The following is a 15,399-nucleotide window of genomic DNA, read 5'->3' as shown; positions in this document are numbered from 1 at the left end:
GGTTGCTCGCCAATGAGGGGACAAACCCAATGTTCGGTCGCGTCAAATCGCTCGACGCCATCTTGGCTACTGCCGAGAAGAAATCGCTGCACCGCTCGCTCGGTGCCTTCCAGCTGACGATGCTGGGCGTCGGTGCCATCATCGGTACCGGCATTTTCGTGCTTACCGCCGAAGCCGCGCAAAAGGCGGGCCCGGGCATGATGGTGAGCTTCGTGATTGCCGGCATCGTCTGTGCGGTCGCGGCGCTCTGCTATGCCGAGATGGCCTCGATGGTGCCGGTTTCGGGTTCTGCCTACACCTACAGCTACGCCGTGATGGGCGAACTGCTGGCCTGGATGGTCGGCTGGGCGCTTGTGCTCGAATATGCGATCGCGGCGGGGGCCGTGTCGGTGGGGTGGTCGGGCTATTTCGTCGGGATGCTCGCGCATCTCAACACGTACTGGTCCGCGCTACCTAACATTGTCATCCCGATCGAATGGGCTGCCGGCCCGAGCGGCGGCGGCATCATGAACGTGCCGGCCTTCGTCATCGCGCTGCTGGTGACCTGGCTGCTGGTGGTGGGAACCAAGGAAAGCGCCACCGTCAACGCGGTGCTGGTCGCGGTGAAGATCGTCGCGCTGACCGCGTTCGTCATCCTTGCCGTTCCGGTCATGAACGGCGCCAAGTTCGAACCGTTCGCGCCGCTGGGCTTCGGGGGCATCTCGGCCGCTGCGGCATCGATCTTCTTTGCCTACGTCGGCTTCGACGCGGTTTCGACCGCGGCGGAAGAAACCAAGAATCCTCAGCGCAACATGCCGATCGGCCTTATCGGCAGCCTGGCGATCTGCACGATCTTCTACCTGCTTGTCGCGGCCGGGGTCATCGGGACTGTCGGCGCCCAGCCGATGATCGGTGCCGACGGAACCGGCATTGCCCCGGGTTCGAGCGAACTGACCACGGCCTGCAACGCCATCGGCAACAACGCGGTCGTCTGTTCGAAGGAAGCGCTGGCCTGGACGCTGCGCCAGATCGGCTATCCCAACATCGGCAACCTGATCGGCCTCGCCGCGATCCTGGCCCTGCCCTCGGTCGTGCTGATGATGATGTTCGGCCAGACCCGCATCTTCTTCGTCATGAGCCGCGACGGACTGCTGCCGCCGGTATTCTCGCGCATCCACCCGCGCTTCAAGACGCCGCATGTGATCACGATCTGCACCGGCATCTTCGTGGCGGTGTTCGCCGCGCTGTTCCCGGTCGGCGCGCTGGCGGATATCTCGAACGCAGGCACGCTGTTCGCCTTCGCGATGGTGGCGATCGCCGTGTTCATGCTGCGCCGGACCGACCCGTCGCGCGTCCGTCCGTTCCGCACGCCGGCGGTCATGCTGGTGGCGCCGCTGGCGGTGATCGGCAGCATCTACCTGTTCTTCAGCCTGTCTGCCTACACGCTGGAGATCTTCGTGGGCTGGGCGCTGCTGGGGCTGCTGATCTATTTCAGCTACAGCCGCAGCCGCAGTTACGTGGGTCGCGGGATCATCGACGTGCATGAGGACGATGCCGACGTTCCGCCGCAGCCGGTCCCGCCGCTTCCCGGCATTCACACGCCGGGCGGCAAGGACGCCTGATTTTCCTGAGGGGGAAAGCAAGAGGGCCGCTTCCGGCAAGGAAGCGGCCCTTTTTTCATGGTTCCGGTTATTACGGGCCGGGTCAGAGCACGGTATCGACCTTCTGGCCCTGCACTTCGTCGCGCACGTTCATGCCAAGCGCCGTCTTCGCAGTGCCAAGCACGCCCATCTCGCCCGACCAGATCGAGGCATCGCCCAGGTCCATGCGGAGCATCAGAAGGTTGGGATCGTCCTTGCCGCCGGGAAACCAGGCCTCGACGAAGTTGGACCACTGCTTATCCAGCCGTCCACGGCTGGTTTCTTCCACCAGCGTGCCGGCGAAACGGGCAAAGGTATCGTGGCCCTTGGACGCGAACGTGGCGGTGGCGGCGCCCATCCGGGCAAAGCGGCTATCCTTTCCGGTGAAGAACCAGATGGCATGGCGCGCGTCCTTGTCGAGCTGCGCGGTCATCGGCGCGGCACCGTCGGGATCGTTGTCGAGCTGAAGCATGACGAAGGGCGAATCGTCCATTTCGTGCCAGAACTTGTCCTTCAGGTCTGCGGCGTTGCCGTCCTTGTAGTTCATCGTCTGCTCCTGCGGTGGGTTTGCTGGGGGCAACGGGGCGGGGCGGGGTTGGTTCCGGTTTGCCATCGGCAGAGGAGTGGAACATAATGTGAACATAGAGGTTGATTCGCCATGACACCGTCCCCCGTCCCGATGCGCGCCGTCCCGCAGGCGGACCTGCCCGCCACCGCCGAACCCTGGCGGCCGGAAGTCGGCGCGTGCCCGTTTACCGAGGTATTCGCCTCGGCTGACGATGCCGCCGGCGCCGCGCTCGCGCTTGCCTTCGCGCGCGAAGCGGCGCGCGCCGTGGATGCCTTGTCCGATCAGCCCGACCGTCGCAGCTGGCTGTGGGTCCAGGACGCCGAAGCACTGCGTCGCGGCGGCCGGCCTTATCTGCCGGGCCTGCCGGCGGCGCTGCGCGAACGCCTGGTCCACGTCGCCGCGAAAAAGCCGGGCGACGCATTGTTCGCGCTGGAGGAGGGGGTGCGCTGCCGCGAGCTGGCCTTCGTGGTGGGAGAAATCGCGGGCAATCCGCGCGCGCTCGATTTCACCGCGTCGCGCCGGCTGGCGCTGGCGGCGGAGCGCCACGGCGTGCCGTTGTGGCTGGTGCGGCTGGATGCCGCGCGCGATCTCGGCGCCGCGCGTCAGCGCTGGCAGGCCGGCGCCGCGCCGTCGCCGCCGCACCGCTGGAACGCCCGCGCGCCCGGCACCCCCGCCTGGCAGGCCGAACTGTTTCGCGCCCGCCGCCATCCACCCGGAGAATGGACCCTAGACGATGACGGAAGCCGGCTCGCCCAGCGTCCCGCCCACAGCCCCGTCACGCCGTATCATGGCGGTATGGTGCGCGCGGCTGGCGATCGATCGCTGGCGGCTGGTTGAAGGCATTGCCGCGGGGCAGGGGGCCGACGCCGCGCCGCTGACGCTGATCGCGGAAACCGCACACGGCCCGCGCATCGCCGCCGCCAACACCGCCGCGATGGCGGCGGGGGCGCTGGCCGGGATGATGCTGGCCGATGCCCGCGCCGTCTGCCCCGATATTGCCACCGCCCCGTCCGATCCGGCCGGCGACCTCGCGTTCCTGGAAGGACTTGCGGTCTGGGCCCAGCGCTGGGGCCCGTGGAGCGCGCTGGATCCGCCGGACGGCGTGGTGATCGACGTAACCGGCGCGGCTCACCTGTTCGGGGGCGAACGCGCCTTGCTGGCCGATGCCCGGCGGCGCCTGGCCGCACGCGGGATCGCCGCGCGCGCCGCCATTGCCCCCACTGCCGGCGCAGCCTGGGCGCTGGCGCATCATGGCCCCGACGACGCGATCCTGGCCCAAGATGCCGATGCGGAGCAGATGCTGTCCGGCCTCCCAGCGGCAGCATTGCGGCTCGACGACGACGTCCTGTTGGTTCTGCGCCGCCTCGGCCTCAAGCGGCTGGGCGATCTCGGCGGCGTTCACCGCGAGGCGCTGGCGCGCCGCTTTCGCAACCGCCGCTCGGCCGCCGCCAACCCGCTGGTGCGGCTCGACCAGTTGCTGGGCCGCGTGCCAGAGCCGCTGCTACCGGTGGTCGAGTTTGAGGCTCCGCTGGTGCAGCGCCGGCTGATGGAGCCGATCCGCCACCGCGAACTGCTCGACCAGGTCGTCTCCGACCTTGCCGCCGACCTGGCCCGCGCGCTCGAAGGAGCCGCGCTGGGCGCCCGGAGGGTGGAAATGGGTTTGTGGAAGGTCGACGGCGAGGTGGTGGTGCGCCGGCTCGAACTGGCGGCGGCAACGCGCGACGCCGGCCATGTCGCCGGATTGATGGCGGCCAAGCTCGACGATGTGGACGCCGGCTTCGGAATCGAACTGGCCCGCTTGCGCGCCGCCTGGACCGAGCCGCTGGCCCTGGCGCAGCGCGATTTCGAAGCCGCGGCCGAGGATCACGGCACTTCGCTGGCAGCCTGCGTCGATCGGCTCTCCATTCGGCTGGGGGAGGGCGCGGTGCGCCGCCCGGTCACGCATCCCAGCCACGTGCCCGAGCGCGCCCAGCGCTGGCAGCCGCCGCTGGCACCCACGCCCGCGGCCCAGGCTGAATTCGCCTTTCACGCCCGGCCGCTGAAGCTGCTCGACCGGCCCGAGGCGATCGCGGTGATATACGAGACGCCTGACGGTCTGCCGCACCGTTTCCGCTGGCGCGGCGCGCTGCACGAGATCGTCCGCGCCGAAGGGCCTGAACGGATCGCGCCTGAATGGTGGCGCGAACCCTCGAACATTCGCCTGCGCGACTACTACCGGATCGAGGACAAGGCCGGGCGGCGTTACTGGATCTACCGCCACGGCGTGGTGGACGATGGCCGGGGCGGCCTGCCGGAATGGTACCTGCAGGGGCTTTGCAGCTAAGCCGCGCGGCGCGCCGGTCGGTCCTCGCCGTCGTTAGCGGCCGGACGCAATAGCTGGTGCACCCGCCGCGTTCGCCGACGCTTCCCAAGAGAAGCGCCGCCGTCACGCACACCGCCAGACTGGTAGGCGGAGTCCTCCCTTGCCGGCCAACCAAGATGGCCCCAGGCAAGGAAAAGGGGTCGCGCGGACCCCTTTTCTCGGTTGGAGACTGTCGCTTCTCAAATCATCGACGCGGACCGGGCCATGCTTTCGCGGGTAACCTCGTCGAGCACCTCCTGCTGGGCAGCGGCGGGTACCTGACCAAGGTCGATGCCGGCGGCTTGGCTGTCGCCGCCCAGGAACGCCATCAGGTCATCGGTCAGCCGCTGGGTCTGGGTAGCGAACACGCCATGCGGCTCACCATCGTATTCGATAAGCTGGGCCTGCGGCACCGCCTTGGCGAGCGCGCGGCCGGAAGTGTCGATCGGTACCGTCTTGTCGGCGGTGCCGTGGATCACCAGCGTCGGCACCGTGAAGCTGGGCAGGTCGGGGCGGAAGTCGGTGGTAGCGAACGCCTTGGCGGAGGCCAGAGTCGGGCGCAGCCCGGCCTGCATCGCGGTCATCCAGGCAAGGTCGAGTACTTCGTCGCTGACCGGGCTGGAAACCATGCCGACGCCGAAGAAATCGTCGAAGAAGCTGCTGAAGAACTTCGCGCGATCGGCCTTCATGCCCGCGGTCATCTCGTCGAAGGTGGCCTGGGGCACCCCGTCGGGGTTATCGTCGGTCTTGAGCATGTAGGGCACCACCGAGCTCACCAGCGCGACCTTGCTCACTCCCTTTCCGCCGTGGCGCGACAGGTAGCGGGCGATCTCGCCCCCGCCCATCGAGAAACCCACCAGCGCTGCGTCCTGTCCGCCCGCGCAGTATTCCAGCACGGCCGAAAGATCGTCGGCAAAGGTGTCGTAATCGTAGCCGTCCGAAGGCTGGTCGCTGCGGCCGAAACCGCGGCGGTCATAGGCGATTGCCTTGTAGCCGGCATCTGCCAGGGCATTCGTGATCGGGTCCCAGCTATCGCCCGACAGCGGCCAGCCGTGGATCAGCACGACGGGCCGGCCTTGGCCCCAGACCTTGGCATAGAGTCGGGTTCCGTCCTTGGTTTCGATCATCGGCATTGGGAAAACTCCATTCGCCCCGTGTCCCTGTCTAACCGCGGTGAAAGCCCTTCGTTCCGCAGCTTTGCGGCTTCGAGTCGGGGCGAGGGACGCGCGCGCCGATTCATCGCTGGCGACTCCCAGCGCGAGAACATAAAAGGAACATTTGCGACTCGAGCCAAAGCTGACCATTCGTGCCCGAAGGCCCCCTCACTCCCGATCGACGCCGCATCGAGGCAGACCCAGGCGGCATCGCCGCGCCTGTCCGCGCACCTTTTGTCGAGCTGGGGCTGGCGACCTGCTTTTCGTTCCTGCGCGGGGCCTCCGACGCGGTCGACCTGGTACTCGCGGCGCGCGCGCTGGGCTATGACGCAATCGGGGTGGCGGACGTCAATTCGATGGCCGGGGTGGTGCGCGTCCACGTCGAAGCCGAGACGCTGCGCATGCGCCCGGTAATCGGCTGCCGGATCGAGACGGTGGCCTGTGAATCGTTCCCGCCGCTGGCCTTTCTCGCCTACCCGATAGACCGGGCCGCCTATGGCAGGCTGTGCCGGCTGATTTCGGCGGGGCGGATGGGAACGCTGGACGGCGGCTGGCAGGACAAGGGCGTGTGCGAGATCGACCTTGCCATGCTGGCCGCCCATGCCGAGGGCGTGCAGCTGGTGCTGTTGCCGCCGCGCGATGTCGATGCCATCGCCGCGCAGTTGCCGGGCCTTTGCGCCCGGCTGCCGACGCTGCGCCATATCGCCGCCAGCTATCTCTACACCGGCAACGACGTGGCCCGTATCGAGCGGCTCGACGCGCTGGCGCGCGAAAGCGGCCTGTCGATCCTTGCCACCAACGACGTCCTCTACCACGCGCCCGAGCGGCGGCCATTGCATGACGTGATGACGGCGATCCGCCACAAGACCACGGTCGCCGCCGCCGGCCTGCTGCTGGAGGGTAACGGCGAACGCTACTTGAAGCCGCCCGAGGAGATGGTTCGCCTGTTCGCCCGCTGGCCGCACGCGATCGCCGCGGCGCGCAAGGTGGCCGATGCCTGCGCCTTCAACCTGGAGGAGCTGCGCTATGAATACCCGGAGGAGATCTGCCCGCCGGGCCTGGACCCGCAAGGCTACCTGGAAACGCTGACCTGGCAGGGCGCCAGGGGACGCTATCCTGAAAAGGTGCCCGAAGCGGTGCGCGATACGCTCCACCGCGAACTGGCGCTGATCGCCAAGCTGAACCTTGCGACCTACTTCCTCACCATCAAGGACATCGTCGATTTCGCGCGCGGGACCGATCCGCCGATCCTGTGCCAGGGGCGCGGCAGCGCAGCCAATTCGGCGGTCTGCTATGTCCTTGGCATCACCGCGGTGGATCCGGCCAAGCACGCGCTGCTGTTCGACCGGTTCATTTCCGAGGAGCGCAAGGAGCCGCCCGACATCGACGTCGATTTCGAGCATGAGCGGCGCGAGGAGGTGATCCAGTACATCTATCGCAAGTACGGCCGCCACCGCGCCGGCCTGTGTGCCACGGTGATCCATTACCGCCCCCGCATGGCGATCCGCGAGGTCGGCAAGGCGATGGGGCTGAGCGAGGACGTGACCGGCGCGCTGGCCCGAACGGTGTGGGGCGGGTGGGGGACCGAGATCGGCGACAAGCACGTTGCCGAGACCGGCCTGGACGTGACCGACCCGCACTTGCGCCGCGTCCTCAAGCTGACCGAGCAGATGATCGGAATGCCGCGCCATCTCGGCCAGCATGTCGGCGGCTTCATCCTGACCCAGAGCCTGCTGTCGGAAACCGTGCCGATCGGCAACGGCGCCATGCCCGAGCGCAGTTTCATCGAATGGGACAAGGACGACATCGACGCCCTCGGCATCCTCAAGGTCGACGTGTTGGCGCTCGGCATGCTGACCTGCATCCGCAAGTGCCTGGACCTGCTGGGCGATCACCATGATCGCCGCCTGACCCTGGCGGAGGTCCCGCGCGAGGACCCGGAGGTCTACGCGATGCTGCGCAAGGGGGATTCGCTGGGCGTGTTCCAGGTCGAAAGCCGCGCGCAAATGAACATGCTGCCAAGGCTGCGCCCGCGCGAGTTCTACGACCTGGTCATCCAGGTGGCGATCGTGCGCCCCGGGCCGATCCAGGGCGACATGGTCCACCCCTACCTGAAACGCCGGCGCGGCGAGGAGAAGGTGGAAATCCCCGCGCCCGGCCCCGCGCACGGACCGCCGGACGAGCTGTCCAGCATCCTGGCGCGCACGCTGGGGGTGCCGATCTTCCAGGAGCAGGCGATGAAGATCGCGCTCGACGCGGCGAAGTTCTCGCCGCTCGAGGCCAACCGGCTACGAAAGGCGATGGCGACCTTTCGCAGCCGGGGAATGGTGGACGAGTTGCAGGACATGATGGTCGAACGGATGGTCACCCGCGGCTACGACCGCGACTTTGCGCAGCGCTGCTTCAACCAGATCAGGGGATTCGGCGAATACGGTTTTCCCGAAAGCCACGCGGCCAGTTTCGCGCACCTCGTTTACGTGTCGAGCTGGCTGAAATGCCACTTTCCCGCCGCCTTTGCCTGTGCGCTGCTCAATTCGCAGCCGATGGGGTTCTACGCCCCGGCGCAGATCGTGCGCGACGCGGCCGAGCACGGGGTCGAGGTGCGGCCGGTAGATGTGAATCACAGCGCCTGGGACTGCACGCTGGAGCCGGTACCGGACGGTTTCGCTCTCCGCCTGGGCCTGCGCCAGGTCGACGGGCTGCCCGAGGCGGTCGCCGCCGACCTGATCGCCGCGCGCGAGGATCACGGTGCCTTTGCCGATGTCGCCAGCTTGCGGGACCGTGCCCGCATCGGCCCCGCGCATATCGAGCGGCTGGCCAGCGCCGATTGCTTCGGATCTCTGAACCTGCCGCGCCGCCAGGCGCTGTGGGACGCGCGCAGCCTGATCGGCGGACCCGACCTGCCACTCTTCGCGGCTGCAGACGCGCGCGACCAGGGCGCCGAGCGCCACCTGGCCCGCCTGCCGCGGATGCCGCTGTCCGAGGAGGTGGTCGCCGATTACCAGACCCAGCGCCTTAGCCTGAAGGCGCACCCGCTGGCGTTCCTGCGCGCTAGCCTGGCCGAGCGCGGTTTCGTGCGCGCCGCCGACCTGCGCGGCCGCAAGATGCGCAGCATGGTACAGGTTGCCGGGGTGGTGCTGATCCGCCAACGCCCGGGCAGCGCCAAGGGCGTCTGCTTCATCACGCTGGAGGACGAGACGGGCGTGGTGAACCTGGTGGTGTGGCCGCACCTGAAGGAAAAGTACCGCAAGGTGGTGATGGGATCCCGGCTGATGGAAGTGCGCGGCCGGGTCGAGTACGACGACGATGTGATCCACGTCATCGCCGCGCACCTCCACGATGCCACGCGCGACCTGCTGATGCTGTCGGACGACCTGCTGTCCTCGCCCATCGCTCGCGCCGACCATTGCAACACCCCGCTGCCTTCCGAATTCCGGGGCGGCACGCGCGCCCTTGGCCCCGATCCCGAGCCGTTCACGCCGCCGGGTCCGGGCAATCGCGACTGCGGCTTTGCCCGCGGCCACCCGCGCGACCTCAGGCTGGTGCCCAAGATGGTGCCCCCCAGCCGGGACTTTCATTGACGGCGTCGGCGCGGCACAGGGCTCGCCCATGATCGATCCCGCCCGCCTCCTCGCCTTCGCCGGCATTACCGCCACCACCAGCGCCGTCCCCGGCCCGTCGATGGTGTTCGTGCTGACGCAAAGCGCGTGGCGCGGGCCGCGCAGCGCCGCGCTGGCCCTGGCCGGGTTGCAACTGGGATATTGCGTGTGGTGGATATTGGCCGCGCTTGGCCTGGGCACGCTGCTGGCCGCCGCTCCTGCCGCCTACCATGTCCTCGCGCTCGCCGGCGCGGCTTACCTCGGGTGGCTGGGGATCGCCGCCTGGCGCCATGCCGGCGAGGGCGGGGAACCCGGCGGCCGCAACACCGTGTCGGCCAGGCCGCTGCGCGACGGGATCGTCGTCGCGCTCGGCAATCCCAAATCGCTGATCTACATGGTGGCGGTGATCCCCCCTTTTATCGACGGATCGCGCAACATCGCGCCGCAGCTTCTGGTGCTGGCGCTGGTGGCGATGGTGATCGACGTCATGCTGGCGGCCTTCTACATCGCCGCGGGCGAACGAATCGCCCGCGCCATGGCCAGCCCCGCGTGGCGTAAGCGCATGGACCGGACGGTCGGCAGCATCTTCATCGCGCTCGCACTCGCGGCCGCCTGGGCGGCGCTCGATGCGCCTTGATCCCGACAAGCCGGTGCTGGCGCTGATCGCGCTGCTGGCGCTGGCGATCGGGGTGCGGACCTGGTTGCACGATCATCCGCAGCACAATCCCTGGGCGCCATTGTCGCTGTCCGACCCGGTCGGCTGGGCGACCCATGCAAAGGTGAGGAAAGCGGCACGCGATCCCGCGCAATGCCGAGATGTCCTGCGGCGCGGCGGTATCGCCTTCACCGTGCTGCCGCCTACCGGCGCCGCCCAGTGCCGCCGCGACGACCGGCAGACCTGGGACGGGCCGCTGCTGGCGCCGGCACGCGCGGAGGCGACCTGCGGCGTCGACCTTGGACTGGCGCTGTGGCTGCGCCATTCGGTCGAACCGATGGCACAGGCGATCCTCCATTCCAGGGTCGTGCGCATCGAACATTTCGGCACTGCCAGTTGCCGGCGCATCTACGGCAGCGAAACGGGATCATGGAGCGAACACGCCACCGGCAACGCGATCGATGTCGCCGGCTTCGTGCTGGCCGACGGGCGGCGCATCTCGGTCCGCCGCGACTGGACCGCCGGCGGCGATACCGCGGCGTTCCTGCACGCGGTGCGCGACGGGGCCTGTCAATGGTTCGGGACGACGCTGTCGCCCGATTACAACGCCGCGCACGCTGACCACCTCCACCTCGACCAGGCGTCCAGGGGACTGGCGGGAGGCTTTGGCGGGGTCTGCCGCTAGGTCACCGCCTCCAGCGAGTATCCGGCCGAACGAACGGTGCGCACCGGGTCTTCGGCGCCATCGCGCTCGATCGCCTTCCTGAGCCGGCGGATGTGGACGTCGACCGTGCGCAGTTCGATATCGCTGTCGGCGCCCCAGACCGAGTCGAGCAGCTGCCCGCGGCTGAACACGCGGCCCGGATGCTCCATGAAGAAGCGCAGCAGGCGGAACTCGGTCGGGCCCAGCGCCAGCGGCTTGCCCGCGCGGGTTACGCGGTGCGCCGCGCCGTCGAGCGCGAGGTCGCCTACCGTCAGCGTCTCGCCGGCCAGTGCCGGGCGGATACGGCGCAAGATCGCCTTGACGCGGGCGAGCAGTTCGCGCGGGGAAAACGGCTTGGTGACAAAATCGTCGGCACCGGCTTCCAGCCCGCGGATCTTGTCGTCCTCGGCACCGCGCGCGGTCAGCATGATGATGGGCACGTGCGCGGTGGGCTGAAGCCGACGCAGGCGGCGGCACACTTCGATTCCGCTGGTCCCCTCGATCATCCAGTCGAGCACGACCAGGTCGGGCGGGGTTTCGGCGGCAAGCAGAAGGGCTTCGTCACCATCGGGCGTGACTGTCACCATGTAGCCTTCGCCCCGGAACCGGAATTCCAGCAGTTCGCCCAGTGCCGGATCGTCCTCCACCACGAGGACGCGCGGTCCGCTCATGTCCTATCCCTCCGCCCGTTCTTCCTTGTCGGTCAGGTACGACCCGGTCGCCGCGTAATGGACCATCTCGGCCACGTTGGTGGCATGATCGCCGATCCGCTCGATATTGCGCGCGACGAACAGGAGCTGGGCCGCGCTGCTGATCGTGGCCGGGTTCTCGACCATGTGGCTGACCAGGTTGCGGAAGATGCTGTCGTAGAACGCGTCGACCTTGTCGTCGCGGGCGATTATCTCGGCTGCCATCGCGGCGTCGCGGGCGGCATAGGCGGTCAGCACGTCGTGCACCATCGATCCGGCCAGTTCGGCCATCGCCGGGATGAGGGTCAGCGGCTCGAACTTCTTGCGGTTCTCGACCTTGCCCGATGCCTTGGCGATATTCTTGGCATAGTCGCCGATGCGCTCGATCACGCCCGCGATCTTCAGCGCGGCAATAACCTCGCGCAGGTCGTCGGCCATGGGCGCGCGCAGCGCGATGATGCGCACGGCCAAGCGATCGATCTCGGCCTCGAGGGCGTCGATGCGGCGATCGCGCGCGATCACGGCCTTGACCAGTTCGTCATTGCCCTTGACCAGCGCATCCATGCTTTCGGCCAGAGAGACTTCTGCCAGCCCGCCCATCTCCGCGATCAGCCCGCGCAGCCGCGTGATGTCGTCGTCGAAAGCCTTGACGGTGTGTTCCTGTGCCATGGGCGTTATCCGTACCTGCCGGTGATGTAATCCTTGGTCCGCTCCTCGCGGGGATTGGTGAAGATGTCGCTGGTCTTGCCGTATTCGACCATCTTGCCGAGATGGAAGAACGCGGTGCGCTGCGACACGCGCGCGGCCTGCTGCATCGAGTGGGTGACGATGACGATCGCATAACGGCCGCGTAGCTCGTCGATGAGCTCTTCTATCCGGGCGGTCGCGATCGGGTCGAGCGCCGAGCACGGTTCGTCCATGAGGATGACCTCGGGATCGACGGCAATGGCACGAGCGATGCACAACCGTTGCTGCTGGCCGCCCGAAAGCGCGGTTCCGCTGTCGGTCAGGCGGTCCTTGACCTCTTCCCACAGTCCGGCGCGGCGCAGCGCCTTTTCTACGATCGCGTCCATTTCGCTTCGGCCCGAGGCAAGGCCGTGGATGCGCGGCCCGTAGGCGACATTCTCGTAGATCGTCTTGGGGAACGGGTTGGGCTTCTGGAACACCATGCCGACGCGGGCGCGCAGCTGCACCACGTCGAGCTTGCGGATGTCCTCGCCGTCGAGCGTGATGTCTCCCTCCACGCGTGCGCCGGCGATCGTGTCGTTCATGCGGTTGAGCGTACGCAGGAAGGTCGACTTGCCGCAGCCCGACGGGCCGATGAAGGCGGTGACGTACTGGCGCCCGAGGTCGATCGAGACGTCGTCAATGGCGCGCTTGTCGCCGTAGTAGACCGAAACCGAGCGCGCGGCGATCTTGGTATCGGTCGGGTCGAGGTCATGCACGAAGGTCACCAGCGTTTCTCGAAGCGGTTGCGAAGGTAGATGGCAGCGGCGTTCATCACGAGCAGGAACGCCAGTAGCACGATAATCGCGGCCGACGTTCGTTCGACGAAGCCGCGGTCGATTTCGTCCGACCAGAGGAAGATCTGCACCGGCAGCACCGTGGCCGGGGCTGTCAGCCCGCTGGGCGGAGTGGCGACGAAAGCGCGCATGCCGATCATCAGCAGCGGCGCGGTTTCGCCCAGCGCGCGCGCCATGCCGATAATCGTTCCGGTCAGAATGCCCGGCAGCGCCAGCGGCAGGACGTGGTGAAACACCGTCTGCACCGGGCTGGCGCCGACCGCGAGCGCCGCGTCGCGGATCGAGGGCGGCACCGCCTTGATCGCATTGCGGCCCGAGATCACGATGACCGGCATCGTCATCAGCGCCAGGGTCATCCCCCCGATCAGCGGGGCTGAGCGGTAATTCGGAAATATCGCCAGGAACACCGCCAGCCCGAGCAGGCCGAAGATGATCGAGGGCACGGCGGCCAGGTTGTTGATCGATACCTCGATCAGGTCGGTCCAGCGATTGCGCGGCGCATATTCTTCCAGATAGACGGCCGCGAGCACACCGATCGGGAAGGCCAGCGCCAGCGTTACCGCCATCGTCAGCAACGAACCCTTGAGTGCCCCCCAGATGCCGACCGCTTGTGGCCCGGTGGCATCGCCGCGGCTCAGGAAGCCCCAGTCCATCACCCGCACGAGCTGGCCCTTCAATTCCAGGCGCTGGGCGGTTGCCGCCAGCGTTCCGCCGGAATCGCCCCGCTGAGCGCTGGCAAGCTCGTCGCTGGCCGGGAGCGAGACCGTGAAGTTCTGCCTGAGGAGCGAAGGATCGGCGACGATCCGGTGCGCAACCTCGCGCCAGGCGCCTTCCTGCAAATGCGCGCCGCCGTCGGGACCGAGCGCCTGGGCGGCGGCGAACTGGACCACGTCGGGCAGCCCCGCGGTCTGCAGCCGGTCGATCGCGTCGGGCCCGGACAGCAGCGCCGGGTCGACCTGGACCGTTCCGGCGCTGAGGTCGACGGGGAAGCGCAGTTCGCTGCGCTGGAACCCGCCCAGCGCGTTGCCGGTCATCGTGACCAGCAGATAGGCGAGCACAAGCGCGGAAAAGACCACGGCGCCAAGGCCGAGGAACTTGAAGCGACGCTCGGCCGCGTAGCGGCGGCGCAGGCGCTTGCTGGCGGCGGCGTTATTCATAAGCTTCCCGGAACCGCTTGACGACGCGCAGCGCCACGAAGTTGAGCGCGAGCGTGACCAGGAACAGCACCATGCCGAGCGCGAACGCGGCCAGCGTGGCGGGATGATCGAAGCTGGCCTCGCCAGTCAGCATGGCGACGATCTGGTAGGTGACCGTCGTCATCGACTGGAACGGATTGGCGGAAAAGCGAGCGGTCGCGCCCGCCGCCATGACGACGATCATCGTTTCGCCGATGGCGCGACTGACCGCCAGCATCACGCCGGCTACGATGCCGGGCAAGCCCGCGGGGATCAGCACCTTGAGGATGGTTTCGGACGGGGTCGCGCCCAGCGCCAGGCTGCCGTCGCGCATCGCCTGCGGCACCGCGGTGATGGAATCGTCCGCCATCGAGGACACGAACGGAATGATCATGATGCCCATCACCAAGCCGGCCGCCAGCGCGCTCTCGCTCGAGGCGGAGGCCACGCCGACCGCGTGGCCAAAATCGCGCACCATCGGCGCGACGCTGAGCGCGGCGAAGTAGCCATAGACGACGGTCGGGATGCCGGCGAGAATCTCCAGCACCGGTTTCATCACCTTGCGCACCGGACGGCTTGCATATTGCGTCAGGTAGACCGCGCTCATCAGGCCGAGCGGGATGGCCACGATCATGGCGATGATCGCGCCGATGAATATCGTGCCCCAGAACAGCGGCAGCGCGCCGTAGTTCTCGCCGGTGATCGTCGCCGGGTCGGCCATCGGGTCCGGACCCCACTTGGTGCCCAGCAGGAAGTCGACCGGGTTGACCATCCCGAAGAAACGGATCGTCTCGAACAGCAACGAGGCGAAGATGCCGAAGGTCGTTACGATAGCCACCAGCGAGGCGACCAGCAGCAACACCAGCACCGTGCGTTCGACCCGCGTGCGCGCGGCGAAGCGCGGCTTGACCCGCAGGAAAGCGAGTGCCCCGCCGGCCAGTCCGACCAGCAGGGTGACGATGATGCCGATCAGTCCGAAGTGCGCAATCGCGGCCCGAAACGGTTCGACCAGCGCGGTCGAGGCCGGCTGGAACGCCGCCGCTTGCGCGCCGGTGGCAATCGCGCGGGCTTCGGACAGCACCGCGTCGCGGCCGATACCGAACGCGGGAAGGGCCTGCGCTGCCGGGTTCGCCAGGACGCGGCCCATGATCAGCGACGGCGACAGGACGGTCCAAGCGATGGCGAACAGCGCGGCGGGCACCAGCGCCCACAGCGCCACGTACCAGGCGTGGTAGACCGGCAGGGCGGCGATATCGCCGCCCTCGGCCCGCGCTGCCTTGCGCAGCGTCCACGCGCGCGACCGCGCGGCCAGCCAGCCGACCAGCCCGAGGCCGAGTGCAATCAGGAGCGGCAGGATGGCAGGCACGCGCGTC

At 68.1% G+C, this 15,399-nt stretch carries 13 protein-coding genes; 6 read left to right on the top strand and 7 right to left on the bottom strand.

Features of this window, described 5'->3' with window-relative positions; genetic code table 11:
• Nucleotides 1–29: 29 nt before the first annotated feature.
• Nucleotides 30–1,601: an amino acid permease gene (locus tag ACOYW6_RS04920; protein ID WP_423142693.1), complete on the top strand. Its 1,572-nt coding sequence runs from the start codon at nt 30–32 to the stop codon at nt 1,599–1,601.
• 82 nt (nt 1,602–1,683) lie between these two features.
• Here ACOYW6_RS04920 and ACOYW6_RS04915 read toward each other — a convergent pair whose 3' ends face one another.
• Nucleotides 1,684–2,166 (bottom strand): pyridoxamine 5'-phosphate oxidase family protein, encoded by a 483-nt coding sequence (locus tag ACOYW6_RS04915; RefSeq protein ID WP_423142692.1) that lies wholly within the window; start codon nt 2,164–2,166, stop codon nt 1,684–1,686.
• Between the two features lie 111 nt (nt 2,167–2,277).
• Here ACOYW6_RS04915 and ACOYW6_RS04910 point away from each other — a divergent pair, with 111 nt between their 5' ends.
• Together ACOYW6_RS04910 and ACOYW6_RS04905 are read left to right on the top strand one after the other, a co-directional pair.
• Nucleotides 2,278–3,024: a hypothetical protein gene (locus tag ACOYW6_RS04910; RefSeq protein ID WP_423142691.1), complete on the top strand. Its 747-nt coding sequence runs from the start codon at nt 2,278–2,280 to the stop codon at nt 3,022–3,024.
• The gene (locus tag ACOYW6_RS04905) at nt 2,975–4,510 is read left to right on the top strand and encodes a DUF6504 family protein (RefSeq protein ID WP_423142690.1); all 1,536 of its coding nucleotides are present in this window, start codon (nt 2,975–2,977) and stop codon (nt 4,508–4,510) included. Before ACOYW6_RS04910 ends, ACOYW6_RS04905 begins: the two co-directional genes overlap by 50 nt.
• Nucleotides 4,511–4,728: 218 nt before the next feature.
• Here ACOYW6_RS04905 and ACOYW6_RS04900 read toward each other — a convergent pair whose 3' ends face one another.
• Nucleotides 4,729–5,661: an alpha/beta fold hydrolase gene (locus tag ACOYW6_RS04900; protein ID WP_423142689.1), complete on the bottom strand. Its 933-nt coding sequence runs from the start codon at nt 5,659–5,661 to the stop codon at nt 4,729–4,731.
• Between the two features lie 173 nt (nt 5,662–5,834).
• On the opposite strand from ACOYW6_RS04900, the gene ACOYW6_RS04895 reads away from it, so the two are divergent.
• The 3 genes from ACOYW6_RS04895 to ACOYW6_RS04885 are packed head-to-tail and all read left to right on the top strand — an operon-like array spanning nt 5,835 to nt 10,621.
• The gene (locus tag ACOYW6_RS04895) at nt 5,835–9,263 is read left to right on the top strand and encodes an error-prone DNA polymerase (RefSeq protein ID WP_423142688.1); all 3,429 of its coding nucleotides are present in this window, start codon (nt 5,835–5,837) and stop codon (nt 9,261–9,263) included.
• 28 nt (nt 9,264–9,291) lie between these two features.
• Nucleotides 9,292–9,918 carry a LysE family translocator gene (locus ACOYW6_RS04890; RefSeq protein ID WP_423142687.1) on the top strand — a complete coding sequence of 209 codons (627 nt, stop codon included), beginning with the start codon at nt 9,292–9,294 and terminating at the stop codon, nt 9,916–9,918.
• Nucleotides 9,908–10,621, top strand: coding sequence for an extensin family protein (locus ACOYW6_RS04885; protein WP_423142686.1), 714 nt, complete (start codon nt 9,908–9,910; stop codon nt 10,619–10,621). The genes ACOYW6_RS04890 and ACOYW6_RS04885 overlap by 11 nt, the downstream gene beginning before the upstream one ends.
• Here the strand turns inward: ACOYW6_RS04885 and phoB are convergent.
• The 5 genes from phoB to pstC are packed head-to-tail and all read right to left on the bottom strand — an operon-like array spanning nt 10,618 to nt 15,392.
• A complete protein-coding gene (gene phoB, locus ACOYW6_RS04880; protein ID WP_423142685.1) occupies nt 10,618–11,310 on the bottom strand; it encodes a phosphate regulon transcriptional regulator PhoB in 693 nt (230 codons plus the stop codon). The two genes, ACOYW6_RS04885 and phoB, sit on opposite strands and share 4 nt — an antisense overlap.
• 3 nt (nt 11,311–11,313) lie before the next feature.
• Entirely contained in the window at nt 11,314–11,997 is a 684-nt protein-coding gene (gene phoU / locus ACOYW6_RS04875) for a phosphate signaling complex protein PhoU (protein ID WP_423142684.1), read from the bottom strand.
• A 5-nt stretch (nt 11,998–12,002) separates the two neighbouring features.
• Nucleotides 12,003–12,782, bottom strand: a complete 780-nt coding sequence (pstB, locus tag ACOYW6_RS04870) for a phosphate ABC transporter ATP-binding protein PstB (protein ID WP_423142683.1) — start codon at nt 12,780–12,782, stop codon at nt 12,003–12,005.
• Complete coding sequence (pstA, locus tag ACOYW6_RS04865; protein ID WP_423142682.1) at nt 12,779–14,008, bottom strand: phosphate ABC transporter permease PstA; 1,230 nt, start codon at nt 14,006–14,008, stop codon at nt 12,779–12,781. The genes pstB and pstA overlap by 4 nt, the downstream gene beginning before the upstream one ends.
• Nucleotides 14,001–15,392 (bottom strand): phosphate ABC transporter permease subunit PstC, encoded by a 1,392-nt coding sequence (gene pstC, locus ACOYW6_RS04860; protein WP_423142681.1) that lies wholly within the window; start codon nt 15,390–15,392, stop codon nt 14,001–14,003. Before pstC ends, pstA begins: the two co-directional genes overlap by 8 nt.
• Nucleotides 15,393–15,399 lie beyond the last annotated feature (7 nt).

Source organism: Parablastomonas sp. CN1-191 (assembly GCF_049354825.1).
Taxonomy (GTDB): Bacteria; Pseudomonadota; Alphaproteobacteria; order Sphingomonadales; family Sphingomonadaceae; genus Novosphingobium.
Note: the sequence above shows the minus strand (reverse complement) of the source record. Positions and strands in the feature narration are given on the sequence as shown.